We start from the raw sequence: 25,742 nt of genomic DNA, 5'->3' as shown, positions 1-25,742 counted from the left end.
CTAAAGCGCACTTTTTCTAATATATCATAATTCCTAAAAAATGCAAGTTCACTTTTGACGACCATTCACAAATTTATCTACAGTGCTTGGTACAGTATTTAAAGCCTTTTCAATTAAATGTGTACTGCTGTTGAGATGTAATACTTGCACCCCATTAGAACCAACTACTAAAAAAGCTACTGGACTAATGGAAACCCCAGCCCCGCTTCCTCCTCCAAATGGATGCCCTTGTTTGTTCTCTTTATGCTGATTTTGCCCACCGTTATGTTTTTCAGTGATGAAATCCCCTTTAAAATCACTTCCACCAGCTCCAAAACCAAAAGCCACTTGAGATACTGTTAATACTACATTTCCGTCAGCTGTTGAAACCGGGCTCCCAACAATTGTATTTACATCTACCATCTCTTTTAAATTTGTCATTGCCGTTTTCATTAAATTTTCAATTGGATGTTCCATTATGTATTGCACCCTTTCCTCATTATTCCTTTTTATATTTTCCAAAATAGAGGAAGTCATACTAACTTTTCCTATTTCAAAAAAACATTTTCCTTCTTTTAAAAGATACTACTCCCTGTACATGCTCCGGTATAGTGAAACTTTAATCAGTGGGATGTGTATGTAGCTCGACTCCCACAAATAGCGGGATAAAAAAGATAAAGAGATACATACTACTATTGAACCTTGTTATGAAAGGAGTCATGACTTTGACTGAGAAATTTGATGATTATAAAAAAAGAGATAGAATAGATAGTGATTATAGTGACTATAAAGAAGAGTACGCCGCTGAGGTTGCACCACAACGCATTGATTATGATTACGATGATAAAGACGATAAAGATGTTGTAAAATCGTCCGCTGCTGGATCAACTGCTGGTTTTATCGCTCTTGCGCTATCTATCTTATCGCTATTTACATTTCCAACACTATTTGGTCTTGTTTCTGTTTTACTCGGTATTTACGCTTATAATCGCGGAGCTACTGTAACTGGCGGTATCGCTGCAGTTGTCGGTGGAATTGCTGCACTTATCGCAATTTTATTCCGAGTAGCACTTATTGGTCTATTGTTCTCCCTGTTCTAAAAAAGAAAAAGGTATCTCGCTTAACGCGGGATACCTTATCCTGTAAACACATCTTCCGATGGATATTTTATTTTTTGTTTTGCTGGTCGCGCTAAAGAGAACACAAGTGTTAATGGTCCAATTAATCCGCAGAACATAACAAACATAATAATACATTTTCCGAATGCCGATAGCTTTGCAGTAATTCCCATCGTTAATCCGACTGTGCCAAACGCTGATATTGTCTCAAATAATAATTGAATAAAGCTGAAGTTTTCTGTAAGCATTAATATGAATACCGCTGCTAAAATAAGTATTTGACTGGCAACAGCAATTGCTAAGGCCCTCGTTACTGTCGACATTTTAATTGTACGCTGAAATAAAACAATTTCCTCCTTTTTTCTAAAGAAAGAAAGGACAGATGTAATTAAGATAACAAACGTCGTTAATTTAATTCCTCCACCTGTTGATACACTTCCTGCACCAATAAACATTAAAATCATCGTAAATAATATAGATGATTCTTCCATACCTCCATAGTCAACCGTATTAAATCCAGCTGTCCGCGGAGTAATACCTTGAAAGAAGGAAGCCCATAGTTTTTCATTTAAAGATAAATTCCCTAACGTCTTCACATTATTATATTCCAATACAAAAATTACAATCATTGCTATAACATTTAGCACTACTGTTCCAATAATCATTATTTTTGAGTGAAGTGATAATTTTCGAAAACTGCGACTATACCATATATCAATTAATACGGTAAAACCGAGTCCTCCGATTACAATTAAAGAGCAAATCCCAATATTAATAATGGGATCCCCTACATATCTTGTTAAATTATCTGGCCATAAAGCAAACCCTGCATTATTATAAGATGCAATTACATGAAAAATACTATAGTATAAACCTTTTCCAAAACCAAACTCTGGAATAAAGCGAAACGATAAAAAGATGACCCCAATAAGTTCAATACAAATCGAAAATATAAAGACACGCTTTACTAATTTTACAAGACCACCTATATTTGTTTGATTAAATGCTTCTCCAATTAATAAACGATGGCGTAATCCGATTTTTTTACCTAGTACCCAAACAATTAAAATGGCAATTGTCATAAGACCTAGACCACCTGTTTGAATTAAAAACATAATAACAATTTCGCCAAACATCGTAAATGTACTTGCTGTATCCACTACTCCCAAACCAGTTACGGTCGCTGCTGACGTTGCTGTAAAGAAAGCATCTACCCAACTAATATGTGCTTTCGTTGCGAATGGTAATTTTAATAACAAACCACCAACCACAATTAAGCAGAAAAAGCCTAATGCTAATATTTGTGGTGGGTTTAATCGTATAAGACGATTATACAGCCCTTGTTTTTTTGTTACGTCCATATCACTAACTCCCTTATTAAAGTGAAGCTTCCCCTCATAAATAAAAAGCTTTTTAAAAGCCCTTAAATAATTGGGACAAACCTTATATTCTCATAATATAGTTGAGCATAATCCTTTTTTTCATAGATTACAACTTTTATTTATATTCAGATTCCTTTTCGTTTTATGCTGGAAAACTCTATATCCTAATTCTATATTGCTAGCAATAACAATTTCATATGTACTATCTTTCAAATCCCCATATCTTTCACTCTATGTTCACATAGAGGTCACATCCACCTTTTATAGTATATGTATCGAAGCTGTTCCTCCCTAATTTATAAGACATTCCCCAGTGTCTTTGAATAGCTTCCATCCCCTAATTAAATTGACATAAATTGTCCCCTTCCATTGACCATCTTATAAATGATGGTCTTATTTTTTGTTTGCTTTATCTTTTATTCCGCTATTTGTGGGCAATAAACGCCCGATTGGTTAAGGCTAATAATCAACAGGGGATGAACAAAAAACACTCATTAAATTTTCATTTTATTTAAAACTCCCTCTCTCTTTCACTCTATATTCACACAGAGGTCACATCTATCTTTTATAGTATATGTATCGAAGTTGTTCCTCCCTAATTTATAAGACATTCCCCAGTGTCTTTGAACAGCTTCCATCCCTAATTAAATTGACATAAATTGTCCCCTTCCTTGACCATCTTATAAATGATGGTCTTATTTTTTTGTCTTTCTATCTTTTATTTAAAACTCCCTCTCTCTTTCACTCTATGTTCACACAGAGGTCACATCTACCTTTTATAGTATATGTATCGAAGTTGTTCCTCCCTAATTTATAAGACATTCCCCAGTGTCTTTGAACAGCTTCCATCCCTAATTAAATTGACATAAATTGTCCCCTTCCTTGACCATCTTATGTGATGGTCTTATTTTTTTGTCTTTCTATCTTTTATTTAAAACTCCCTCTCTCTTTCACCCTATGTTCACATGAGAGTCACACCTACCTTTTATAGTATATGTATTGAAGTTGTTCCTCCCTAATTTATAAGACATTCCCCAGTGTCTTAAAGCAACTTCCATCCCTAATTAAATTGACATAAATTGTCCCCTTCCCTAGACCATCCTATGTGATGGTCTATTTTATCTTCCAAACACAAAATCAGTCTATCTACACCTAAAAACCAAAAAATTCAGAAAATATTGTTAAATTAGGGATTTTTTCGGTATAATTACTTTAGAAAGAAATTTCACAAAAACAAAAGGGGGGATTTTATTGAAACAAACAAAAGCAATCTTAATCGCATTATTTCTAGGTCTAGTTGTTGGACTCACTCTAAATTTAGCTGCTCCATCTATCTTTGAGCCACTAAATCAATATGTGTTCAACCCAATTGGTCAATTGTTTATTCGACTTATTAAAATGCTAGTTGTTCCTGTTGTGTTCATTTCTATCGTACTTGGTGCTGCCGGCCTTGGAGATCCGAAACAACTTGGAAGAATCGGTTTAAAATCAATTTCATTCTTTCTCGTAACAACTGCGGTTGCCATCTCTATAGCGGTTACATTTGCACTTATTATAAAACCAGGAGCTGGCGGTAATTTTAAAACAGAAGGTCTTAAGTATGAAGGTGCAAAAACTGAAACATCTTTCGTTGACACATTGCTAAATATCGTACCAGATAACCCAGCAAAAGCGATGGCTGACGGAAACATGTTACAAATCATTGCCTTTGCCGTATTGATTGGACTCGGTATAGCTATTTTAGGAAAACGAGTTCAAGGTATCCATTCATTACTTGAACAGGGCAACGAATTAATGATGTATCTTGTTAATCTCGTTATGAAATTAGCCCCAATTGGAACATTCGGTTTGCTCGCTTCATCCGTTGGTAAAATGGGGCTTGCAGGCGTCGCTGCGATGTTCAAGTATATGATTGTCGTTATGTTAGTACTCATTATTCACGGGGTCTTTGTATATGGTGGCTTATTAAAGGTATTAGCAAAAGAAAATATTGTTCGTTTCTTTAAACATTTCGGACCAGTAATGGCAATTGGATTTAGTACATCTAGCTCTAATGCATCGCTTCCATTTGCAATGAAAACAGCACAAGATAAGCTTGGCGTTCCAAAAGCGATAAGCTCATTTGTACAACCACTAGGGGCAACTATTAATATGGATGGTACTGCCATTATGCAAGGAGTAGCCACTGTATTTATCGCTCAAGTATACGGAGTTGAACTTACATTACCGCAATTAGCTATGGTCGTATTAACTGCTGTACTAGCTAGTATCGGTACTGCTGGTGTACCTGGTGTTGGACTTGTAATGCTTACAATGGTTTTAAATCAAGTAAATCTACCAGTAGAAGGTATCGCTTTAATTATCGGTATTGACCGTATTCTAGATATGTCTAGAACAGCTGTAAACATTTCTGGGGATGCAATTTGCGCAATGATTGTCGCAAAATCAGAAGAAAAATATAATACGGATCAATCGGCAGCATCGTAAATCAAAAAAGGAGTGAATTAATTCACTCCTTTTTTGATTTACTCCCTTTTTTAGAACGATATTCTTTCCCTTTATTATCATTACCAGTTTCAAATTCAGTGCTAAATTCCTGATTAAACTGGCCGGACTTTGGTGATCCTTGATTACCGCTCCCTTTACTACCGTTACGATTCGTCATATCTCTCCCTCCCTTCCTTGTATTAGTAGTATGGCGCTCTATGTTTTTTCATACACATTTTATTTTTTAACATCTATTACACACGAAAGAAGACCTCCCATATATAAGGAAGATCTTCTATTTCATCACGTAAGCGTTTTCTTGTTTATAATCACTTAAATAAGTTTTTTGGAAATTGAAATCATTACATTCATTTCATCTTCTGAAAGTGCAGAGAATCTTTCTTGTAAATATTGTTTTTTCGCATCTTCCATTTTCGCAACTAAATCTTTCCCTTGTTCTGTAATCTCTAAATACACAACTCGGCGATCTGATGTAGAACGTGAACGAGTTACAAAACCTTTATTAATTAATTTTTCTGTAACAGCTGTAATATGACTATTCGACACATTTAATTCATTTGCTACACGCGATACCATTTCTTTATTCGTACGATTTAATATTCTCAGAACGATGAATTCATTCCACGGTATGTAACCACCGAATATTTTTCCGATATCATTACGCAACGTGCGAAACATAGCAAACACATTTGTCGATAGTTCTTCCATTAATTGCTCTCGATTTTGAGACAACATTGACAGCTCCTTTTATTTCATTTAGTTAAATAAAAACCTTATTAATAATTTTACATGAAATCTTACTTTTTGTCATCTTATTTTCCCATAATTCGTAGTTTTTTAATATGTATTTCATGATAAAACGAAGTCAACTTCCAGAAAAAGGGAGTATTTTAATGCGTTAGGAGGAGAGGTTCTCAAATCTCAGCCAAAAAGATAAAACAATTATCATTAGTATTATTGCTCTTTTTCTCATTATAGTTTTTACATTTATATTTTTTGTATATGTAGGAATCTTTCAAATTACAGGTATAGCGTATAGTTCACGTACTGCTTTACTTCTCTTTTTTTATTAATCACTTTCTTAGATGGTATTACATTATTTATTTTCAGTTTCTTCAAAGCGCTGCTATATCCATTGACTCAAAACATGCCAAATTGGATTTCTCTCACTCTTTTCTCATTCATTGAAATTACACTAGATTGGTTCGTCATTCATACTGCTGATGATTGGATAGAAAGCGTACAAATGTCCAACTTAACTGAATTATGTGTCGTACTATTCTTTTTTCTATTAAATAAATTATTAAGTGACAAGAAAGAGTCAGAATACAAGCTTTTCTATATAAAAATTGGTACAATGAAAGCAAATCTTACTAAAGAGGTGTTAATTATGAACTTACAACAATGGGCTGATAAAGGTATGTCCTTTGATACATATGTGAATGAAATGCAAGTAAACCAATACGAGCTACTACACATTTACAATAATTTTTTAATTCCAAATGAATTACTTCCTGTATTAGAAGAACGTCAAAATGATGGCTGGCGTGTTATCGTATTAACTGCTGATTGGTGTGGCGATGCTCTTTTATGCGTACCTGTTATGAAACGAATTTCTGAAGTTGCAAATATTGATATGCGTTTATTAATTCGCGATGAAAACTTAGAATTAATGGATCAATATTTAACAAATGGAACAGCACGTGCCATTCCAATCTTTATTTTCATTGATAAAGATGGAAATGAACAAGCCGTCTTTGGACCACGCGCTCCAAAAGTACAAGAATTAGTAACTTCAATGCGCGCTACATTACCTGAAAAAGAAGATCCAACATTCGAAGAAAAACAAAAAGAAATGTATGCTAATTTCCGTGCTACATTAGCTGATGATACTTCTCTTTGGGAACATGTAATGGAAAACATGATAGAAAAATTAGTAAAATAAAAAACCTGCCGAGCTCGGCAGGTTTTTATTTTACATAATGAAGAAATAGAATACCGCAGCTAAAATGAAACGATAATAAGCGAACGGTGTTAGTTTTACACGAGCTAATAATTTTAAGAATGAGACAATTGCAAGCATCGCAACAACGAATGCAGTTACAAATCCTGTTGCAAATAGCGTTACATCTGCCGAGCTTAATACATCCCAGCTTTTAATTAAATCTAATCCAGTTGCAGCTACCATCATCGGTACTGCTAAAATGAACGTATATTCAGCTGCCGCTGTATGCGACACGCGAGCTAATAAACCACCACTTATTGTAGAACCAGAACGAGAAAATCCTGGCCAAAGTGCTAAACATTGGAACATTCCAATTGTAAATGCTTGCTTATATGTGATTTCATCTAACGTTCTTGCTGTACTTGGTTTTGAAAACTTCTCAGCAACAATCATTAAAATACCACCAGCTACTAAACTAATGACAACTGGTCCTGGACCAAATAAAACCTTTTTAATTGCACTATGGAATAATACACCGAGTACCCCGGCAGGAATCATCCCAATAATAATATGTAATAAATTTAACGATGGCCCTTCTTTTACTTTCCCAATTCCAACTAATGACCATAATCGTTTCCAAAATACAACTACAACCGCTAAAATCGATCCCAATTGGATTACAACTTCAAAAACTTTCGCTCTCTCATCGTCAAATCCAATTAAATGTCCTGTTAAAATCATATGTCCTGTTGATGATACTGGTAGAAACTCTGTTAACCCTTCAACAGCACCCATGATTAAACCAATTAACCAATCAGCCACAAGTAGTGCCTCCTTAATAACAAATAATATGTAATTTTTTCACACCTTATCATAATACCTTATCCCTTTTCAAAGTGCATCCTTTTTTTATTGGCTTCATATGTTGTAGGCGCGTATTTCTTTTCTAATCTTTGATTAAATTGTATGATAGTAAGAGTTTGTTTTTTTATACGGAAAGGGGATTTTATGAAAGAAACTACTTCATTCTCACAAAAGTTAAAGCAATTTGTATTACTATTTTTTCCGATTTTCGTAACGCAAATGTCATTATTTGCGATGAGCTTTTTCGATACAACAATGTCAGGACATGCAAGCCCAACTGATTTAGCAGGTGTCGCAATTGGAACAAGTATATGGATTCCAGTTAGTACTGGGTTAACAGGAATTTTAATGGCCACGACTCCCATTGTTGCACAGCTCGTTGGATCCAAGAAAAAAGAGGACGTTCCCCACGTTGTCATACAAGCAGTTTATTTAGCAATTTGTGCTAGTTTCGTTGTTATCCTCATCGGTTTCTTCGTCGTTTCACCTATTTTAAACGGCATGCGCTTAGAAGAACCTGTGGAACGTATTGCAGCTCAATTTTTAAGTATTATCGCAATAGGAATTATACCTTTATTCACTTACACGGTTTTACGTGGATTTATTGATGCATTAGGAAAAACTCGAACAACGATGATTATTACATTACTATCATTACCAATTAACGTAATATTAAATTACTTATTAATCTTTGGTAACTTCGGTTTCCCAAAACTTGGTGGTGTTGGAGCGGCAATTGCTTCCACTGCAACATATTGGTGCATTTTAATTATTACAGTCATTATTATTCAGACGAAAGAGCCTTTTGCCTCTTTCAACATTTTCAAACAATTATACCGCCCTTCTCTTTCGAGTTGGACAGCATTCTTAAAGCTTGGCGTCCCTATCGGATTTGCTATCTTTTTTGAAACGAGTATTTTCGCTGCGGTAACGCTTATGATGAGTAATTTTAGTACGACAACTATTGCAGCTCACCAAGCAGCTATGAACTTTGCTTCCTTGTTATATATGACTCCGCTAAGTTTAGCAATGGCAATGACTATTGCGGTCGGATTCGAAGTTGGTGCAAAACGTTTCGATAATGCAAAACAATACGGACTGATTGGAATTGGATTAGCCCTTGCCTTTGCTTTATTATATTCGATTCTTCTCTACTTCTTTGATGATCAAATTGCTTCTATTTATACGACAGATGCAAAAGTTCATCATTTAGCAAAAGAATTTCTTATCTTTGCGATTTTATTTCAAATTTCAGATGCAATTGCAACCCCTGTACAAGGAGCTCTGCGTGGTTATAAAGATGTAAATGTCGCTCTAATTATGACTTTAATTGCTTATTGGATAATAGGTCTACCACTAGGTTATATATTAGCAACGTATACAGAATGGGCCGCAAAAGGCTATTGGATCGGTCTTATTATCGGTCTAGCATTTGGCGCTGCCTTCCTACTTATCCGTCTCTTTCAAGTACAACGAAAATATACAACACAAAACAGCCGCTAATAATAAAGCGGCTGTTTTCTTTATGCATATTTTTTCTTGTAACGTATAATATAATGAAAAAGAAAGGTGGGTACATATGGACGACAAAGAAAAAAAGCAATCATTCGATGAAGAATTTGCCCCTGAAATTTCACCTGGATATCGGCAAGATGTACATAAGCCACCTAAATATAAAAACACTTCGTTTTTAATGGGCATTACCATTTTCGCTGCTGTATTACTCATACTTATCATTTTCGTTTATTTTTGATGAAAGGTGGCCTATTATATGAAGAAACAAGATTCCAATCGTTCAAAAAGAACTGTTAAAACACAAAAAGGATATGCAGGAGATTCTGTTCATACCCTTAAACAAGTCGAGCAAGGAAATTTATATATTGCTCAAAAAGAACTTGGTCAACAAAATGAAAATCTTTAAGGGCCCTTTATTCCTTGAGGGCCTTTTTATTCCGCATTAAGTAGTACACACCCCAAAATGTTCTATTGAGCAATGAATTTCCTTTATTGTACGCGCTGCTTTTGTTCTAGCACCATAAATATATTATTAACCTTTACAATTTTCACTTCATAATTCAATTTCATTTCGCTTCTCTTACCATTTTCAGTACCCGCAACGTACGCTACAGCTTGATAAAGAAAACTCTCATCGGTCTCTTCACGTATCTCCTCGTTTGTAAATTTATACTCTAAATCTCGAAAACGATTTGGATAATAATTTCCCATTAATTGTTCATACCCTCTATTTAAAAATAGTTCTTCACCTTTTCGTTTCACATCTTCTTTATTAGTAGACCCAAACACTGATAGTTGCTCGGTCACAAAATGCTCTCCTACCTTTTTCATTTCATTATGAGTTAAAGTTCCTATACTTTTGTTCTGTAATCCCTTATTTAATCCGTACTGATCAATCGGTTTATAGCTAGCGAAAACCGCCTCTTTATATGACCAAAACAATCCAAAAGCGATACATAGAGAAGTGATTAATAGTCTTTTCTTCGTAATACTCCCGCCCTTCTTCATAATGATAGCTATATTTTAACATATAGAAAGAAAATTCCGATATCATAAAGTGGAATAACTTAACTTAGAAACGAGGAACTTGAATTCATATCGGGTATAGAACAACTGAAAATAATACTGCAGGGATGAGATTACATTCTCTCCCTCTGCTCTCTCTCCTCATACAACATTAACTTTTTATCCATTTCAACAATGACTTTATACAGTTGAAATGCTTGTAAAATTTGCAGTTGAATTCCAAAAGGAGCATTTTGTTCTTTTAACCATTGAAATACTTTTGTTTCATCTTTCATTGATTATTCCTCCCTTTATCCTGCTATTTGCGGGTAGCCCGATTAATGAGGGCTGATAATCAGTGGGGGATTGACAAAACCCCCACTGATTAAAGATTCACTTTATTAAAATCTGCTATAAATATACGGTAAATGATGAAAAGCTTTTCATGTCAACAACAAAAAAGGATGCAAAGTTGCATCCTTTAATGTACGATATTTTTCTTCTGCTCCGCTTCTTTCTTTACTTCTTCCCCTTGGCATTCACTACGAAATGCACAACTTATACACTCAGAACGAAAATGACGCTCTGTATAATGCTCAGGTTGTTGCAACATTTCTTTCATTCTAGATAAATCAGCCATTCCAGTTATAATATCTTCCTGTTTTGGAATGTACTCATACTTAGTTCCTTCTATTAAATTAATAACTTCAATCTTTCCTGGAAGAACGCCGAAAGCTTTATAACTGAATACTGTCATTAGCTTCTGACAAAGACCAAGCATTTCCTCATCCGCATCGACGACATACTTTTTAATTACAAACGACCCAGCACTCCACTCACCAACTTCAAATGTCAATGACATGTGGACACCTAACTCTTCCATATATGTTTGAAACTTCTCGTATAAAAACAATGGTGGTGTCTGACTATCATCCTTTTCAACAAACTGTAATAAGTGATCCGTTAGCTTAGCTAATACAATATAGTACTCCGTCTTCGAAGCAAACATATTAATCCTTACTTTTTTCCAATACTTTTCTATTAATATTAAAAGTACAATTTTCGTTTGTTGACCCGCAGGTAGCGTGTAATACTCGTTAATAATTTGATTGACAATCATTTGTGCTATTTGTTGCCATTCAAATGAAGAAGGTTCTCTTCTTTTTATATGACGAAAATAAAATTTATGCGGACAACGCATAAAATCATACAAATGATAATCTGTCATCGTTTTGATTGAGATTTTCTCATGCACTTGCTCTTCATCTCCCTTCTGCCATTAAGAAAGGTGTTTTACAAATTCAGCTCCAAACTGTAAACATTTTTCTACATCTTCATCTTCTGGCGTTAATTCTACTTTTAGTCCTTCTAACACAACTGCTGCCCCGCGCTCTTGTAGCTTTTCTATTAAAAGGTCAACTGCCACTCCGTATTTCGGATAAGCCGAATCACACGATCCGAATACTGCCGCTTTTTTCCCAGTTAAATCAATAGAATCCATTGCATCATAAAAATCTAAGAAATCATCAGGAAGATCACCATCTCCCCAAGTATATGCACCTAAAATAATTCCATCATACTGTTCTAATATAGAAGCTTCTGGTGAATCCATAATATCAATAACTTCAATTTCATTTTCTGTTTCACGAATTACGCCGGCAATGTGGTCAGCCATTTCCTCGGTATTTCCACTCATACTTGCAAAAATCATTACTAACTTACTCAACTGAACCTCTCCCTTTACTTTGTATCTCTTTTTCTGTTTGAATGCTCTTCTTCTCATCTACATATTCAGACCGAATTACATTTCTTTGCCATTCCATATGCTGATCAACATCTTTATCTTTATTTTTATCTTTTAATCCCCTCCGCAGAAGTTGAAAATTTTTTCTCATTAACATGTCGCATCCATCCTATTGATAATAATTATCAATTTCAACTACTTTTAGATTAATTGACATTGATTATCAATGTCAACAACTATTTTTAAAAAAATGATTAAAATGTACAAGCTTGTCCGTTAGCTATTCATATACTATGAATGAGCATAGTTCTTTCTCAGCCCTCTCTGACGGAAAGAAATAAAAGCAACTGCAATAGAGTGCAGTTGCCTTTTTTTGTTTTTCTATGATTTTAGTAATCTTATAGTCGTCTCTAAAAATAGCTCCACTCCACAAATTAATGCTGATTCATCCACGTCAAATTTCGGATGATGATGTGGATAACAAGTATATATATTTTCATTACCTGTTCCTAATTTAATGAAACAACCGGGTGCTTTTCTTAAATATGCTGAAAAATCTTCCCCACCCATAGAAGGTTCAAGCTTCACAACACGCTCATTCCCAAACAAATGTAGTGCACTTTCTTCTACTATTTTCGTAATATATTCATCATTAATAACCGGATCATATCCATATCGATACGTATATGTATACGATCCTCCATGTGCTTCTGTAATTCCTTTCACAATTTTCTCGATTTTCCCTTCTGCTTCCACCCTCAATGCTTGATTAAATGAACGAACGGTTCCCATTAAAGTTGCTGTACTAGGAATAATATTGTCAGCCGTTCCCCCATGAAATTGTGTAACTGAAATAACCCTTTGCATAAAAGCACTCGTATTTCTTGATACGATATGTTGTAAATTTGTAATAATCTGTGCTCCGATAGCAATAGGGTCTATCGTTTCTTCTGGCCGCGCCGCATGTCCTCCTTTGCCTTGAATTTCAACTGTAAATACGTCTGGTGCCGCCATCATCGGCCCATACACAATTCCTATCTTTCCGCTTTCTAATCCAGACATAACATGTAAACCTATTACATAATCAACACCGTCCATTACACCTGCCTCAACCATTTCTTGTCCCCCACCGGGATACACCTCTTCTGCGTGCTGAAAGAATAGACGAATCTCACCTGCAAAATCTTCCTTTATATTTGATAGCACCTCTGCTGTGCTTAATAAAATAGCTGTGTGAGCATCGTGCCCACATGCATGCATCATTCCTTTATTCACAGATGTATAAGATTTACTTGTCTCCTCTTGAATTGGCAAAGCATCTATATCAGCTCGAATCGCAATTACTTTCCCTTGCTTCACACCTCTTTTAATTGCTAGTACACTATACTTCGTCGGTCTCGTTACTTCAAAAGAAGAAAATGAGCATAATGTATCATATATAAATTGCGAAGTTTCTTTTTCATGAAATGATAATTCCGGATACTTATGGAAGTGCCTTCTCCATTTCACGATATTTTCTTCCGAAATTAGATTCTTCCACACTCTATTCATGATAATTTCCTCCTTTTCAAAAGAACTAGAAATTTAAAAGTTTACTCCGTCTTGAATGATTAATAAAAACAAATACTGTATTTTTACGTATTCTTATAGTCCACTTTTATGTATTCACACAATCCACTTTCTATTTACATGTCAAACCCATTACAAATTCATGCTGAATGTAATATAATTGCTAAGTTAGGGATTTTCTTTTTTAGTATTTAGTGCTAATATCAAAAAAGAGCCTTTTGACTTATTTTTACCTAAAATGTGGGATTTTGTTTTTTTCACAATAATGTAGGACATGATACCTACAAAGAGCTATTATTTCATTAAGAGAGGGAAAGACATGGAAAGATTAAAAGAGATATGGTCTCGACCACTCACACAATGGGTTGCAAAGACGGTTTATTATCTTGCAATTTTATTTGCATTACTTTGGTTGTATGGATTCCATGATACAAACACAAGTACATTTATTTACAATGAATTCTAGGGTGGGAACGTTATGAAGTTATTAGAACAAATTGAAAAGTGGGCTGCAGAAACGCCTGATCAAACCGCTTTTGTTTGGCGAGATGCGAAAATTACGTACAAACAATTAAAGGAAGATTCTGATGCGTTGGCACATTGGATTTCTTCTGAGTATCCAGACGATCGTTCACCAATTATGGTGTATGGCCATATGCAACCTGAAATGATTGTTAACTTTTTAGGATGTGTAAAAGCTGGACATGCTTACATTCCTGTAGATTTATCTATCCCAGCTGATCGTGTACAACGTATTGCTGAAAATTCTGGTGCGAAATTACTTTTATCGGCAACAGCAGTAACTGTAACTGATTTACCAGTTCGCATCGTAAGTGAAGACAACTTAAAAGATATTTTCTTTACTCATAAAGGGAACACTCCAAATCCTGAACATGCGGTAAAAGGTGATGAGAACTTCTACATTATTTACACATCAGGAAGCACAGGTAATCCGAAAGGGGTTCAGATTACTTATAACTGCCTTGTTAGCTTTACAAAATGGGCTGTAGAAGATTTCAACTTACAAACAGGGCAAGTATTCTTAAATCAAGCACCTTTCTCATTCGATTTATCTGTAATGGATATTTACCCATCATTAGTAACAGGTGGTACACTTTGGGCAATCGATAAAGATATGATTGCGCGTCCAAAAGACTTGTTTGCTTCTTTAGAGCAATCGGATATTCAAGTATGGACTTCGACACCTTCTTTCGCTGAAATGTGTTTAATGGAAGCATCCTTCTCTGAAAGTATGCTACCGAACATGAAAACATTCTTATTCTGCGGTGAAGTGTTACCAAATGAAGTGGCTAGAAAATTAATTGAGCGTTTCTCAAAAGCAACAATTATGAATACTTACGGTCCAACAGAAGCTACTGTCGCTGTAACAGGTATTCACGTTACAGAAGAAGTGCTTAATCAATACAAATCACTTCCAGTTGGCTATTGTAAATCAGACTGTCGCCTTCTTATTATGAAAGAAGATGGCACGATTGCACCTGATGGTGAAAAAGGTGAAATCGTAATTGTCGGTCCAAGCGTAAGCGTTGGATATTTAGGAAGCCCTGAATTAACAGAAAAAGCATTTACTATGATTGACGGTGAGCGCGCCTATAAAACAGGCGATGCTGGCTATGTTGAAAATGGTCTTCTATTCTATAATGGTCGTCTTGATTTCCAAATTAAGTTGCATGGTTATCGAATGGAATTAGAAGAAATTGAGCATCACCTTCGTGCGTGTTCTTACGTAGAAGGAGCAGTTATCGTTCCAATTAAAAAAGGTGAGAAATACGATTATTTATTAGCGGTTGTTGTTCCTGGGGAGCATTCGTTTGAAAAAGAATTCAAATTAACATCTGCAATCAAAAAAGAACTCAATGAGCGATTACCAAACTACATGATTCCACGTAAATTCATGTATCAATCTTCTATTCCAATGACACCAAATGGAAAGGTAGATCGCAAAAAATTATTGAGTGAGGTTACAGCATGACCGCATATGGATCATTTTATTTTTTCGCTATAGTGGGCATTTTATTAATACCTACTATCATAGCTGGATTAAAAGGTAAAATGTTGCGTAAATATAATGCCGTTTTAACATTAGTCATGCTTGCTATTATCTTCTCAGATAAACCAAAGCAAGCAATGATGTTAGCCGCATTTATTATTTGGCAATATGCCCTAATTAAAGGCTATTTAATTTTAAGAAAACAAAATAATAGTACATTCACATTTTGCATAGCTGTTATTTTATCGATTTTGCCTCTTATTTTGGCAAAAATCGCACCATTTGCATCGTTACTACCTGAGTTAAAACTTGTTGTTTTTCTAGGTATATCTTACGTAACATTCAGAGCAGTTCAAATGGTATTTGAAGTTCGTGATGGTTTAATTAAAGAGCTTTCTTTCTTTAACTTCTGGGAATTCGTTTTATTTTTCCCTGCGATTTCAACAGGACCTATCGATCGTTACCGTAGATTCCAAAAAGATATTCAAAAGCCACCTAGCGCTGAAGAATATCAAAATTTACTATATACAGGACTAAATCGTATTTTCCAAGGTTTCTTGTATAAATTTATTATTGCTTACTTAATAAAGCAATATTGTATGGATCCAGCATTCGCTCAACACGATACAATCTTTTCAAATATGATTTACATGTATAGCTATAGCTTATATCTATTCTTTGATTTTGCTGGTTATAGCTCTTTTGTAATTGGTGTAAGTTATATGATGGGAATTAAAACGCCAGAAAACTTTAATAAGCCATTCCTTAGTCGTAATATTAAAGACTTCTGGAACCGCTGGCACATGAGTTTATCATTCTGGTTCCGTGACTTCATCTACATGCGTTTCGTATTTTTTGCAACGAAGAAAAAGTTAATTAAGAACCGTTACACAATTTCGTATATCGGTGCATTTTTAAACTTCTTCATTATGGGAATTTGGCATATCCAAGGAAGCGCTGTTGCGCAGTATATTATTTATGGTCTATATCATGCCGCACTGTTTATTTTATTCGATATTTTCGAACGAAAAAACAAGAAGCATAAATTTTGGCCAAACAATAAATTCACACGCATCCTTGCGATTGTAATTACGTTCCACATTGTATGTTTCGGTTTCCTAATCTTCTCTGGACACCTTAACAGATACTTTTAATGCACCCTTCTTATTCCATTAAGAAGTTGCACATATAATAATTTCGGATATAAAGGAGATTTTAAAAATGGCAGAATTCAAAGAGCAAGTATTAGATATTTTAGAAGAAGTATGTGAAAACGATATTGTGAAAGAAAACTTAGATGTTCAATTATTTGAAGAAGGTATCCTTGATTCTTTCGCTGTAGTATCTTTATTAGTTGAATTCCAAGAGCGTTTAGATATTGAAGTTTCTATTTCTGATTTTGACCGTGACGAGTGGGCTACACCAAACATGGTTATTAAAAAGTTGGAAGAAATCCGATGAACAAAGCAAAATTTGGTCCGATGCTTTTAGCATTGGCCCTTTTTGCTGTATTCTTACTTATTCCAACGCGCTTCCTACTTCCACTTTTAAGTGATGAAAAAGTAGAACAAGCTGCTACTTCTTTAAAAGAAGAAAAAATTCAAAGTATGATTTTACAGCAAAAGATGTTAGCAGATCCAAAATATCTTCCGATGTACGGTTCATCGGAATTCGCACGTATGGATGCTTTCCATCCATCTAATTATTTTAAAGTAAAGCCTGAAGGATTTACGCCATTCCTTCTTGGACGCGGCGGAACACAAGACCTTGTACATGTGTTAAACTTCGCATCTACAATGGATCAATTGAAAGATAAGAAAATGGTATTCGTTCTTTCTCCGCAATGGTTTGTACCACAAGGTATTGACGAGACGCACTTTGCACCTAACTTTTCAAAACAACAAGGTTACCACTTCATTTTCAACAATGATTTAAAACCTGAAATGAAAAAACAAATTGCAAAGCGTTTATTAAACTTTGAGATTGTAAAAAAAGAAACTTTATTAAAAATCTCGCTTGAAGGTATCGCTTATGATGATACGAAGTATAAAGTAAAAGCACTTGCTGCTAAACCTTTCGCTTATATTTACCGTAACATTTTAGATCGTAAAGATTTATTTACAGCTATGTTTAATATTAAACCACACAAAGAAAAGCTTGACCCTTCATTAAAACAAATGAACTGGGAAGAGGCTCGTAAACATGCGGATCAAACAGGTGCAGCAGAATCTGTATCTAATGAATATGGTATCGAAGATGGTTACTTCAATAGCAAAATTAAGAAAAAATTAAAGCAACGTGAAGGTTACTTAAAAAATGATGCTTATGACCAATCGCCAGAATATGAAGATTTACAAATTGTACTTGATTTATTAAAACAATCTGGTGCAAAACCACTCTTCATTTCTGTTCCTGTCAAAGGTCCTTGGTACGACTACGCTGGCTTCCCGAAAGAACGCCGCGAAGCATACTATAAGAAAGTTCATGAGCAAATTGAAAAAGCTGGTTATCCAATTGCCGACTTCTCAAATCATGAATACGATAAATACTTCTTAAAAGATCATATGCACTTAGGTTGGAAAGGCTGGGTTTACATCGACGAAGCCATCCAACAATTTTATAAAGCAAACTAATGAAAAGACCGCTTGAATTACTCAAGTGGTCTTTTTGTATATATTTTGTAATTGTTCGATTGTATTCTCTGCTTCTTTCATAACTCGCTCCACTACATGCTGAGCTGATTCGATTCGAGCTAATGATGCTGCCTGTCCTGCCCAAAGTGACATATATTCTTCCTTATTTTGCTTCGCTGCCTCTTGGCGTATTTTAGAAGTTAATACGTTTTGCACTGGATACATCGGCAGCCCTTCTTCTTTTCCTTCATGTCTCTCTATAAATTCATTCTGAATACCCCGCGCATATTTCCCAGAAAACGCACGAGTTACAGTTGTGCTCGTATCTGTACTATGTAAAACCGCTTCTTTATACACATCGTGCGTAATACTCTCTTCACTTGTTAAAAAGGCTGATCCCATTTGAACACCTTCTGCTCCTAGTGCCAATGCTGCAACAAGCCCTTGTCCGTTCATTACACCACCTGCTGCGACAATTGGGATATGCGGAACACCCCCTACTAACTGAGGTATTAACGCAAAAGTACCAATCATAGCATCTCGTTCTTTCCCAATAAACGTTCCTCTATGCCCTCCTGCTTCGCTACCTTGCCCAATAATAATATCTACTCCTAGCTCAGCAAGTACTTTCGCTTCCTTCACATGGGTAGCTGTTCCGATAACTTTTATTCCATTTCTTTTTAAATCATTTATTTCTTCTTTTTCTAACGTTTGAAATGCAAAGCTAACGACCGGTACTTTTTCATCTAATAGCACTTGTAATTGTTCCTTATAGCTTTTTGGAAGCTTTAACGTTCCTTCTACTTCTATACCTAATTCTCTATTCACTCCGCTTAGTAATACTTTCGCCTCATTTACCTTCTCTTCTTCTATTTCTATCTCTTTCGTTACAAGTAAATTAACACCGAACGGCTTATCTGTTAGTTCTCTTATTCTATAAATCGCTTCACGAATTTGTTCTGGGCTCATATAGCCCGCTCCAAGCGTCCCTAATCCTCCGCTATTACTTACTGCTGCAACAAGTTCTGGCGTCGTAATCGCGCCTGCCATACCGGCTTGAACAACGGGATACTCAATTTTTAATATGTCTGTTACTCGACTTGTAAACATCATTTCCCCTCCTATTTCCTTTATATCTTCTTTATTTGATAAGCTTTCCCCTGCTTTTGCAAGGGTTGAACTTCATATGAAGCGAATATATTGAAAGAGAAGGAGGCTGAGCTTAATGATTTATCCAAATGCATTAAAACAAGGTGATACAGTAATGATCATTGCACCATCTGGTCCACCTACAATCGAAAATGTATTACAAGGTGTGAATGTATTACAAGAGATGGGGTTATCCGTAATAATCGGGAAGAGCGTTTACGAGAAATATGGATTTTTAGCCGGAAGTGATCAAGTTCGGCTTGACGATATACATGAAGCATTTACAAATAATGAAGTGAAGGCCGTTTTCTGTGCACGAGGTGGTTACGGAAGTGCTCGTCTCCTCCCTCACATTCAATATGAAATCATTCGGCAAAACCCTAAAATCTTTTGGGGATATAGCGATATTACAGCTTTACATACTGCTGTTTCACGTTATGCAAAGCTTATAACATTTCATGGTCCGATGATTGAAGAACTAGGAAAAGGTATTGATTCCCTATCTTTATCCTCTTTCAATCAGCTATTCCATCCGTATTCAACCATTTTATCTGCATCAGAATGTATCGTATCTAGCTCTCACAGTACAGTTACAAGTACGTTAGTTGGAGGAAATTTAGCTGTGTTGACAAGCATAATTGGCTCGCCCTATGAGATAAATACGGACAATACACTTTTATTACTTGAAGACATTGGTGAAGAACCGTACCGCATTGACCGTATGTTAAATCAGCTACTTTTATCTGGAAAGTTTAATGAATGCAGGGGCGTTATTTTCACAAGTTGTCACGACTGTACTCCTTCAAAGCCATCTCAATCATTGCAAGCAATATTATATGAATATTTCGCACCATATCATATACCGGTCCTATTCGGTTTACCAATTGGACATATAAGTCCAAACATCGGTATTCCACTTGGAGCTACAGCGACAATAAACACGAATAATAAAACAGTCTCTATTTCTTCCGGTATAGCCACTCCATATTCAAATTAAAAAGGAAAAGCGTAATCGCTTTTCCTTTTACTTATAATAATTAAAAATTCGTCCAGATGCGATATCTGCAATTTCTTCTGGAATAAATGTTTTACTTATATCAGTACCAACATTTAATACAGCTGTAGCATCTTTCTCAATGCTACCAAATAACTCTTTCCCACGTATCGTAATAAGGGGCGTTCCTTCTGGCAACACATCTTTTACAAATTCCATTTGTGTAAAGAACGGAACGATCCATCTACCTTCTCCTTGGAAATGACGCAAACGAAGTATTCCCTCTGTTGCCCCGTCCTCTGCTTCTAGTGAACCAGCAACATAAAACTCAGTAGATAAGAGCAATTCATAAAATTCCTTTTGCTTCTGTTTATCATCCCCTGCTACAACAAGTACCTCTTCTAATTTCTTTACTGAAATTTGCTCCATATGATGCCACCCCTATTTTCAAAATGATTGTACTTAGATTATACGAAATATTCTTATTTTTTTCTACATAATTTGCAATTATTTTCTTAAAATAATTTTAATACTTCTTTTGTCGTCACAATCGTAGCAAACTCTTCATGTAAATTTACAAGTGTCATATTGTGAATATCTTCTGCACTATACTCCTTACCATCTAAACCTTTACGGTTAAAAGTAGCCGTTGCATCACTCACTAAATATGTTGTAAATCCTAAATTCCCTGCCATTCGTGTCGTAGTTTCCACACAGTGATTTGTCGTTAATCCTACAATCACTACTGCATTACATTTGTTCTTTCTTAATTGTTCTTCTAAATTTGTCCCAATGAACGCGCTGTTAACGAATTTCTGAATAACCACTTCACCAAGTAGTGGTTGCACTTCTTCTTTAAAGTTTACCGTTTCCGCTCTCTCATAAAACATTGACTGAGCATTTTCTTTATTTACATGTTGAATATGAAAAACTGGTCGTTTCCTTTTTCTCCATTCTTCTAATAAAATTCTCATGTTTTCTTCAGCAAAAATATTATTTCTCTCGCCCCAATCTGGTAATTGAAATGCCTTTTGTACATCGATTATGATAAGTGCTATTTGATTTTTCATCATTTCCCCCCTTAATTTGGCTGTAATTGAAATAGAAAACCAAGTTGTTGTGACGCAGTAATAAAGCAAACATAGGCGCAAAGCTCTACAATTTCTTTTTCTGTCCAATATTGTTTTAATACGTGAAACATAGTATCATCTATTGCTTTTCGGTCATGAACAAATGTATGCGCAAAAGTAACGGCTACACCAATCTCCTCTGCCTTTTGCACATCATCAGGTCTTCCTTTTGCCATACAGTACGGACATTCATTCCCATACGCTAATGTTCTTCTCACTTGCTCCTTCAACTCTGCTGAAAGAGTTCCTTTATTGTACAGTGTATCTTCTAACGTACTCCACGAATGTAATATATCCGAATTATGCCCTAATAACTTTTGAAACTTTGTATCTCCTACATCTGATAATGAAATTCTCTCCATCATTTCCCCTCCTATTTCCTTCTGTTTTATTGTAAAATAAATAACGTTCACTTTACATTTCATATGAATCTTAATTTATATTTTCCCTTTACAAAAATCATTATTTTACTGGAGGTATATTTACAAATGCAATTAGACCGTGTTGATCGAAAAATTTTAAATGAATTATATAATGATAGTCGCCTTTCGATGCGTGAATTGGCGAAACGAGTAAACTTATCTGCTCCATCTACTTCAGAACGTGTTCGTAAGCTCGAAAGCGAAGGTGTTATTCAAAAATACACAATCGATATTGATTATAAAAAAGCAGGACTCGTTTTAGATTGTATTTTAGAAATCACTTTAAAAAATGGTGATACAACACGTATGCAACAGTTTATTCAATCTTATCCATCTGCAAGTTTTTGTTACCGAGTAACAGGAAGCTTATGCTACATTGTAAAAATTTCTGTTCCTTCACTCGTTGAACTGGAAGAATTTATCAATGATGTTTCTTCATATGCAACGACCGTTTCTCATATCGTATTATCAGAAGTATCTCTTACTCCTGATATTGAACATATCTTCCCAGAAGATTAATTTATTTTTATTCATAAAATATAAAAAAACCCCTTACAATAAGAATAAAAATAATATATTATGTATTAAAATACATAAAGTTCGAGAAAGGGGCTTTACATTGAAAATCTGGTTTTATGAAAAAACGGCACAATTAGATGACTTGCTTGGTATTTGGGACAATGTTCCGACCATCCCGCGAATTGGTGAAAAAGTGGAGATTTTAAAGACGGTCCGCACTGTTACAGATATTAAATATGTAAAGAACGGTAATAATTTTCGTGTGGAAATTATTACAAATTAAAAAGTAGCTCTTAAGGAGCTACTTTTTAATTATCTATTATGTGCTTTCTTTATAACGATTTTATCTTCTTCTACAGATACTGTTACATAATCATTTTCTTCTAACCGAAGCTTATTTACAGCCTCATCTGGTAACTCTATGGCCATCAATCTATCGGTTACGATCACTTGACTATACACTTCATTTTCTTGTGATGAACTCACTACTTTTTGCTCATTTATAAAACGTACTGGTGGCACGCCAACTTCTTTTACTGTACGCCATTGTTTCCAAACATAAGGAATTAACCAAAGTAATCCAACAACTGTAAGACCGATACCAATCCATAAATTACTTTGCGCTTGTAATTCAGTAATTGAGATTGTACCACTTTCTTCTCCACCGAAAAATTGCATACTTGTTGCAATCAAATTATTTAGAGCGTGCACAGCTATATTCGTCCATATATTTTTTGTCTTTATGTATAAAAGACACATAACGACACCAAACATGAACGCACCAATAACATCAAAATGTCCTAAGCCAAAAATAATTGAAGATATAATTACAGCTTTTTTAATTCCCCATTTATAAGCCATTCGCTGTAAGAAAAATCCCCTAAAAATAACCTCTTCCATAATAGGTGCTAACACACATGCTGAAATGAAAGTAAATATCGTCATATATACGTTACTCGTATTAATAACATTTCCGTCTTCTAGCATAGTAACTAAGAAATTCGGTAACGTATGTGCTAATATGTAAAATTGAATCTGAGATATGCCAACTGAAAAAATCATCCCCATTATCGTTGCTAATATAATTAATCCCCAAGGTAAACGTCCTGGCTTATTAAAAAAACTGTTAAATACAATATTATTTTTATTTGTTTTTACGTATAGCCAAAGTAACGGAAATACAAAAAATACAGTTATTTGTGAAATAACCTCCATCGTATTCTCAGAAACATTTGCTAGACCTAATGGGATCATTATAAGGAGCACCCCTATAATCATCCATCCAAAAAAGCTACGTAGCCTTATACGTGAAAATGCATAGTGCATATAGAACACCCCCAAAGATAGTAAAAATACAATAAAACTTTAATCAGTACTTTATAGGCAATCCTTTCCCTATAAATAGCAGGATAATTAAATTATAATATGAATATAGTTGAAATTCTTCCTATTTTTCTCAAATCATTTCAAACAGCATATCTCTTAAAATACCATATCGCTGTTCTTCAAGTTGCAATCTAAGTGAATTTTATGTAATAAAAATCCCCGTTTTTACAAGCGGGGATTTCTTTTATTATAATACGTCACGTTTTTGGAATAATGCACTTGATGCTACAAGTAACACAACAAAGTATGCAACTACAAGTAATAATGAAGTTGTAAACGTAAATTCTGTAAATGTTGGTTCCATTCCACCATTGATTAATTTATTACTATCGTAAGCTCTTAAATCCAAATGGTTGAATACTACAAACTTCGCTACACCTTTTGCAAACATTATTAATACCATATTAATTGCACCTTGTAAGAAGAATAGGAACATCGTAATAATTAATGGTAATACAGATTTTCTAAAGACATTTGCTAGGAAAAATGCAAGTGTTGCAAAAAAGAACGGTGAAAGTAGTTGATATAAAGTTGACTTCATTACGATTCCTAACGTTAATTCTGTTTTACTACCATCCATTACAATACCACCAATAATCATTGCAATTAGCATACCAGCTAATACGATAAATAACATTGCTAATAACACTGTAATATATTTAGAAAATAAAACTGCAAGTCTTTTTCTTGGACGGATTAACAATTGTTTAATTGTACCTTTTTGGAACTCATCAGTAAGAGTACGGGCAGCAAGTGTAATCCCAAAAATCGTTGTAAATAAAACAATTAAGCCAATCTCTGAGTTTGCATAATCTAAATATGACCCCTTAAACTCATCACCTTTTCCCCACTTCAACATTGCTAAAGTACCTAAAATTTCGAGTGCCGCAATGACACCAATTAAAATATACATACCTTTTTTCGCATGCAACTTTAAAAATTCATTTTGAATTAATTTAAACATTACGCTTTCACTCCCCCAGTAATCGCTAAGAACTCATCCTCTAAAGTTTTATTTTGAACAGTAACGCCATATACAAGCACATCAGCATGAACAAGTTTTTTTACAAGTTGCGGAATGTTGTCTTTTGTTACAGATGCTACAATTACATTCCCTTTTGCTTTACCTTTAATGATTTCATTTGCTTTCTGAACTTCATCTACTTCAAACGCTACAACGACTGCCTCATCATGTTTCACTTTTTCATGTAAGTTGTACTCTTGTACAAACTCACCTTGTTTAATAATAACGACGCGATCACACATTAATTCAATTTCACTCAATAAGTGACTTGATACGATTACAGCAATATTCTCTTCTTTCGCTAAACGTTGTAAATAATCACGAATTTGGCGAATACCAGCTGGATCTAGTCCATTTGTCGGCTCATCTAAAATTAAGATTTTCGGCTGATGAAGTAATGCCTGTGCAATTCCTAAACGTTGTTTCATACCAAGTGAATATGTTTTCACCTTTTTATGAATCGCATGCTCTAATTCAACAAGCTTTACAATCTCAGCAATCCGCTCTTTACTAATTGGTGTAATGGCCATATTCGCAAAATGCTTTAAGTTTTGCATTCCTGTCATATAATCATATAGTTCAGGATTTTCTACAATCGCTCCAATTTGCTCTAGTGCCTTTTCACGCTCCGAGCGAATACTATGTCCACAAATTGTAATATCGCCCTCTGTCATTGAAATAAGACCTGTCATCATACGGATCGTCGTCGTCTTACCGCTACCATTCGGTCCAAGGAATCCGTATACTTCTCCTTCACGAACCTCAAATGATAAACCACGAATAATTTCCGTTCCACCAATCCTTTTTCGAACATTCTCTAACTTTACTACTACGTTTCCCAATGC

Annotated in this window: 32 protein-coding genes and 1 pseudogene; 15 read left to right on the top strand and 18 right to left on the bottom strand. The window is 34.9% G+C overall.

What is annotated here, in order from left to right:
* Window positions 1–48: 48 nt before the first annotated feature.
* Window positions 49–516: a GerW family sporulation protein gene (ytfJ, locus tag DN407_RS06870; RefSeq protein WP_000204234.1), complete on the bottom strand. Its 468-nt coding sequence runs from the start codon at window positions 514–516 to the stop codon at window positions 49–51.
* A 188-nt stretch (window positions 517–704) separates the two neighbouring features.
* On the opposite strand from ytfJ, the gene DN407_RS06865 reads away from it, so the two are divergent.
* A complete protein-coding gene (locus DN407_RS06865) occupies window positions 705–1,079 on the top strand; it encodes a hypothetical protein (protein ID WP_000136535.1) in 375 nt (124 codons plus the stop codon).
* Between the two features lie 35 nt (window positions 1,080–1,114).
* Here the strand turns inward: DN407_RS06865 and DN407_RS06860 are convergent, their stop codons facing one another.
* Entirely contained in the window at window positions 1,115–2,458 is a 1,344-nt protein-coding gene (locus DN407_RS06860) for a TrkH family potassium uptake protein (protein ID WP_000383521.1), read from the bottom strand.
* Window positions 2,459–3,730: 1,272 nt separating this feature from the next.
* Between DN407_RS06860 and DN407_RS06855 the strand changes: the two genes are divergently transcribed.
* Window positions 3,731–4,966 (top strand): dicarboxylate/amino acid:cation symporter, encoded by a 1,236-nt coding sequence (locus DN407_RS06855; protein WP_000814808.1) that lies wholly within the window; start codon window positions 3,731–3,733, stop codon window positions 4,964–4,966.
* 22 nt (window positions 4,967–4,988) lie between these two features.
* On the opposite strand, the gene DN407_RS06850 is transcribed toward DN407_RS06855, so the two are convergent.
* Complete coding sequence (locus DN407_RS06850) at window positions 4,989–5,144, bottom strand: hypothetical protein (protein ID WP_000184928.1); 156 nt, start codon at window positions 5,142–5,144, stop codon at window positions 4,989–4,991.
* Window positions 5,145–5,299: 155 nt separating this feature from the next.
* Window positions 5,300–5,719 (bottom strand): MarR family winged helix-turn-helix transcriptional regulator, encoded by a 420-nt coding sequence (locus tag DN407_RS06845; protein ID WP_000081432.1) that lies wholly within the window; start codon window positions 5,717–5,719, stop codon window positions 5,300–5,302.
* Window positions 5,720–5,928: 209 nt separating this feature from the next.
* Here DN407_RS06845 and DN407_RS06840 point away from each other — a divergent pair.
* Both DN407_RS06840 and DN407_RS06835 read left to right on the top strand, forming a co-directional pair.
* Window positions 5,929–6,308 (top strand): annotated as a pseudogene (locus tag DN407_RS06840) (YrvL family regulatory protein); the annotation flags it as partial.
* 36 nt (window positions 6,309–6,344) lie between these two features.
* Window positions 6,345–6,932, top strand: a complete 588-nt coding sequence (locus DN407_RS06835) for a thioredoxin family protein (protein WP_001999429.1) — start codon at window positions 6,345–6,347, stop codon at window positions 6,930–6,932.
* Between the two features lie 30 nt (window positions 6,933–6,962).
* Here DN407_RS06835 and uppP read toward each other — a convergent pair whose 3' ends face one another.
* Window positions 6,963–7,754, bottom strand: coding sequence for a bacitracin resistance undecaprenyl-diphosphatase (gene uppP / locus DN407_RS06830; protein WP_016109649.1), 792 nt, complete (start codon window positions 7,752–7,754; stop codon window positions 6,963–6,965).
* A 186-nt stretch (window positions 7,755–7,940) separates the two neighbouring features.
* On the opposite strand from uppP, the gene DN407_RS06825 reads away from it, so the two are divergent.
* The 3 genes from DN407_RS06825 (at window position 7,941) to DN407_RS31550 (ending at window position 9,717) form a co-directional block, all read left to right on the top strand.
* Complete coding sequence (locus DN407_RS06825; RefSeq protein WP_000665550.1) at window positions 7,941–9,299, top strand: MATE family efflux transporter; 1,359 nt, start codon at window positions 7,941–7,943, stop codon at window positions 9,297–9,299.
* 76 nt (window positions 9,300–9,375) lie between these two features.
* Window positions 9,376–9,549 carry a hypothetical protein gene (locus DN407_RS06820; protein WP_000341062.1) on the top strand — a complete coding sequence of 58 codons (174 nt, stop codon included), beginning with the start codon at window positions 9,376–9,378 and terminating at the stop codon, window positions 9,547–9,549.
* 18 nt (window positions 9,550–9,567) lie between these two features.
* Entirely contained in the window at window positions 9,568–9,717 is a 150-nt protein-coding gene (locus DN407_RS31550; RefSeq protein WP_000743742.1) for a hypothetical protein, read from the top strand.
* Window positions 9,718–9,800: 83 nt separating this feature from the next.
* Here DN407_RS31550 and DN407_RS06815 read toward each other — a convergent pair whose 3' ends face one another.
* The 6 genes from DN407_RS06815 to amaA all read right to left on the bottom strand — a co-directional run bounded on the left by DN407_RS06815 (window position 9,801) and on the right by amaA (window position 13,611).
* Complete coding sequence (locus tag DN407_RS06815) at window positions 9,801–10,319, bottom strand: biotin transporter BioY (RefSeq protein WP_149216133.1); 519 nt, start codon at window positions 10,317–10,319, stop codon at window positions 9,801–9,803.
* Between the two features lie 131 nt (window positions 10,320–10,450).
* Entirely contained in the window at window positions 10,451–10,612 is a 162-nt protein-coding gene (locus DN407_RS31545; protein WP_000651088.1) for a hypothetical protein, read from the bottom strand.
* Between the two features lie 185 nt (window positions 10,613–10,797).
* Entirely contained in the window at window positions 10,798–11,571 is a 774-nt protein-coding gene (locus DN407_RS06810) for a hypothetical protein (protein ID WP_000544578.1), read from the bottom strand.
* Between the two features lie 24 nt (window positions 11,572–11,595).
* Window positions 11,596–12,042, bottom strand: a complete 447-nt coding sequence (locus tag DN407_RS06805) for a flavodoxin (RefSeq protein WP_149216132.1) — start codon at window positions 12,040–12,042, stop codon at window positions 11,596–11,598.
* The gene (locus DN407_RS06800) at window positions 12,035–12,217 is read right to left on the bottom strand and encodes a hypothetical protein (protein ID WP_149216131.1); all 183 of its coding nucleotides are present in this window, start codon (window positions 12,215–12,217) and stop codon (window positions 12,035–12,037) included. Before DN407_RS06800 ends, DN407_RS06805 begins: the two co-directional genes overlap by 8 nt.
* A gap of 224 nt (window positions 12,218–12,441) precedes the next feature.
* On the bottom strand, window positions 12,442–13,611 hold the full coding sequence (amaA, locus tag DN407_RS06795; protein ID WP_001082787.1) for an N-acyl-aliphatic-L-amino acid amidohydrolase: 1,170 nt from the start codon (window positions 13,609–13,611) through the stop codon (window positions 12,442–12,444).
* Window positions 13,612–13,948: 337 nt separating this feature from the next.
* On the opposite strand from amaA, the gene DN407_RS06790 reads away from it, so the two are divergent.
* The 5 genes from DN407_RS06790 (at window position 13,949) to dltD (ending at window position 18,273) form a co-directional block, all read left to right on the top strand.
* The gene (locus DN407_RS06790) at window positions 13,949–14,095 is read left to right on the top strand and encodes a teichoic acid D-Ala incorporation-associated protein DltX (RefSeq protein ID WP_000440293.1); all 147 of its coding nucleotides are present in this window, start codon (window positions 13,949–13,951) and stop codon (window positions 14,093–14,095) included.
* 12 nt (window positions 14,096–14,107) lie between these two features.
* A complete protein-coding gene (dltA, locus tag DN407_RS06785; protein ID WP_149216130.1) occupies window positions 14,108–15,622 on the top strand; it encodes a D-alanine--poly(phosphoribitol) ligase subunit DltA in 1,515 nt (504 codons plus the stop codon).
* On the top strand, window positions 15,619–16,794 hold the full coding sequence (gene dltB, locus DN407_RS06780; protein WP_000127953.1) for a D-alanyl-lipoteichoic acid biosynthesis protein DltB: 1,176 nt from the start codon (window positions 15,619–15,621) through the stop codon (window positions 16,792–16,794). The genes dltA and dltB overlap by 4 nt, the downstream gene beginning before the upstream one ends.
* Before the next feature lie 67 nt (window positions 16,795–16,861).
* Window positions 16,862–17,101: a D-alanine--poly(phosphoribitol) ligase subunit DltC gene (dltC, locus tag DN407_RS06775; protein ID WP_000807310.1), complete on the top strand. Its 240-nt coding sequence runs from the start codon at window positions 16,862–16,864 to the stop codon at window positions 17,099–17,101.
* Window positions 17,098–18,273 carry a D-alanyl-lipoteichoic acid biosynthesis protein DltD gene (gene dltD / locus DN407_RS06770; RefSeq protein ID WP_086408899.1) on the top strand — a complete coding sequence of 392 codons (1,176 nt, stop codon included), beginning with the start codon at window positions 17,098–17,100 and terminating at the stop codon, window positions 18,271–18,273. Before dltC ends, dltD begins: the two co-directional genes overlap by 4 nt.
* Window positions 18,274–18,294: 21 nt before the next feature.
* On the opposite strand, the gene DN407_RS06765 is transcribed toward dltD, so the two are convergent.
* Window positions 18,295–19,383 (bottom strand): NAD(P)H-dependent flavin oxidoreductase, encoded by a 1,089-nt coding sequence (locus DN407_RS06765; RefSeq protein ID WP_098023025.1) that lies wholly within the window; start codon window positions 19,381–19,383, stop codon window positions 18,295–18,297.
* A 115-nt stretch (window positions 19,384–19,498) separates the two neighbouring features.
* Between DN407_RS06765 and DN407_RS06760 the strand changes: the two genes are divergently transcribed.
* Window positions 19,499–20,419 (top strand): S66 peptidase family protein, encoded by a 921-nt coding sequence (locus DN407_RS06760; RefSeq protein WP_058839117.1) that lies wholly within the window; start codon window positions 19,499–19,501, stop codon window positions 20,417–20,419.
* A 27-nt stretch (window positions 20,420–20,446) separates the two neighbouring features.
* Here the strand turns inward: DN407_RS06760 and DN407_RS06755 are convergent, their stop codons facing one another.
* The 3 genes from DN407_RS06755 to DN407_RS06745 all read right to left on the bottom strand — a co-directional run bounded on the left by DN407_RS06755 (window position 20,447) and on the right by DN407_RS06745 (window position 21,908).
* The gene (locus tag DN407_RS06755) at window positions 20,447–20,845 is read right to left on the bottom strand and encodes an SseB family protein (protein ID WP_000435265.1); all 399 of its coding nucleotides are present in this window, start codon (window positions 20,843–20,845) and stop codon (window positions 20,447–20,449) included.
* 86 nt (window positions 20,846–20,931) lie between these two features.
* Window positions 20,932–21,486, bottom strand: a complete 555-nt coding sequence (locus tag DN407_RS06750) for a cysteine hydrolase family protein (protein WP_141532369.1) — start codon at window positions 21,484–21,486, stop codon at window positions 20,932–20,934.
* Between the two features lie 11 nt (window positions 21,487–21,497).
* The gene (locus tag DN407_RS06745; protein ID WP_481748645.1) at window positions 21,498–21,908 is read right to left on the bottom strand and encodes a carboxymuconolactone decarboxylase family protein; all 411 of its coding nucleotides are present in this window, start codon (window positions 21,906–21,908) and stop codon (window positions 21,498–21,500) included.
* 126 nt (window positions 21,909–22,034) lie between these two features.
* On the opposite strand from DN407_RS06745, the gene DN407_RS06740 reads away from it, so the two are divergent.
* Together DN407_RS06740 and DN407_RS06735 are read left to right on the top strand one after the other, a co-directional pair.
* A complete protein-coding gene (locus tag DN407_RS06740) occupies window positions 22,035–22,487 on the top strand; it encodes an Lrp/AsnC family transcriptional regulator (RefSeq protein WP_001175505.1) in 453 nt (150 codons plus the stop codon).
* 100 nt (window positions 22,488–22,587) lie between these two features.
* On the top strand, window positions 22,588–22,770 hold the full coding sequence (locus DN407_RS06735; RefSeq protein WP_000707107.1) for a DUF3913 family protein: 183 nt from the start codon (window positions 22,588–22,590) through the stop codon (window positions 22,768–22,770).
* Between the two features lie 29 nt (window positions 22,771–22,799).
* Here DN407_RS06735 and DN407_RS06730 read toward each other — a convergent pair whose 3' ends face one another.
* The 3 genes from DN407_RS06730 to DN407_RS06720 all read right to left on the bottom strand — a co-directional run bounded on the left by DN407_RS06730 (window position 22,800) and on the right by DN407_RS06720 (window position 25,739).
* The gene (locus DN407_RS06730) at window positions 22,800–23,813 is read right to left on the bottom strand and encodes a CPBP family intramembrane glutamic endopeptidase (RefSeq protein WP_000558817.1); all 1,014 of its coding nucleotides are present in this window, start codon (window positions 23,811–23,813) and stop codon (window positions 22,800–22,802) included.
* A 247-nt stretch (window positions 23,814–24,060) separates the two neighbouring features.
* A complete protein-coding gene (locus DN407_RS06725; RefSeq protein ID WP_000475428.1) occupies window positions 24,061–24,837 on the bottom strand; it encodes an ABC transporter permease in 777 nt (258 codons plus the stop codon).
* Entirely contained in the window at window positions 24,837–25,739 is a 903-nt protein-coding gene (locus DN407_RS06720) for an ABC transporter ATP-binding protein (RefSeq protein WP_000528820.1), read from the bottom strand. The genes DN407_RS06725 and DN407_RS06720 overlap by 1 nt, the downstream gene beginning before the upstream one ends.
* Window positions 25,740–25,742 lie beyond the last annotated feature (3 nt).

The sequence above is a fragment of the Bacillus sp. JAS24-2 genome, from assembly GCF_008274905.1.
Taxonomy (GTDB): Bacteria; Bacillota; Bacilli; order Bacillales; family Bacillaceae_G; genus Bacillus_A; species Bacillus_A cereus.
Note: the sequence above shows the minus strand (reverse complement) of the source record. Positions and strands in the feature narration are given on the sequence as shown.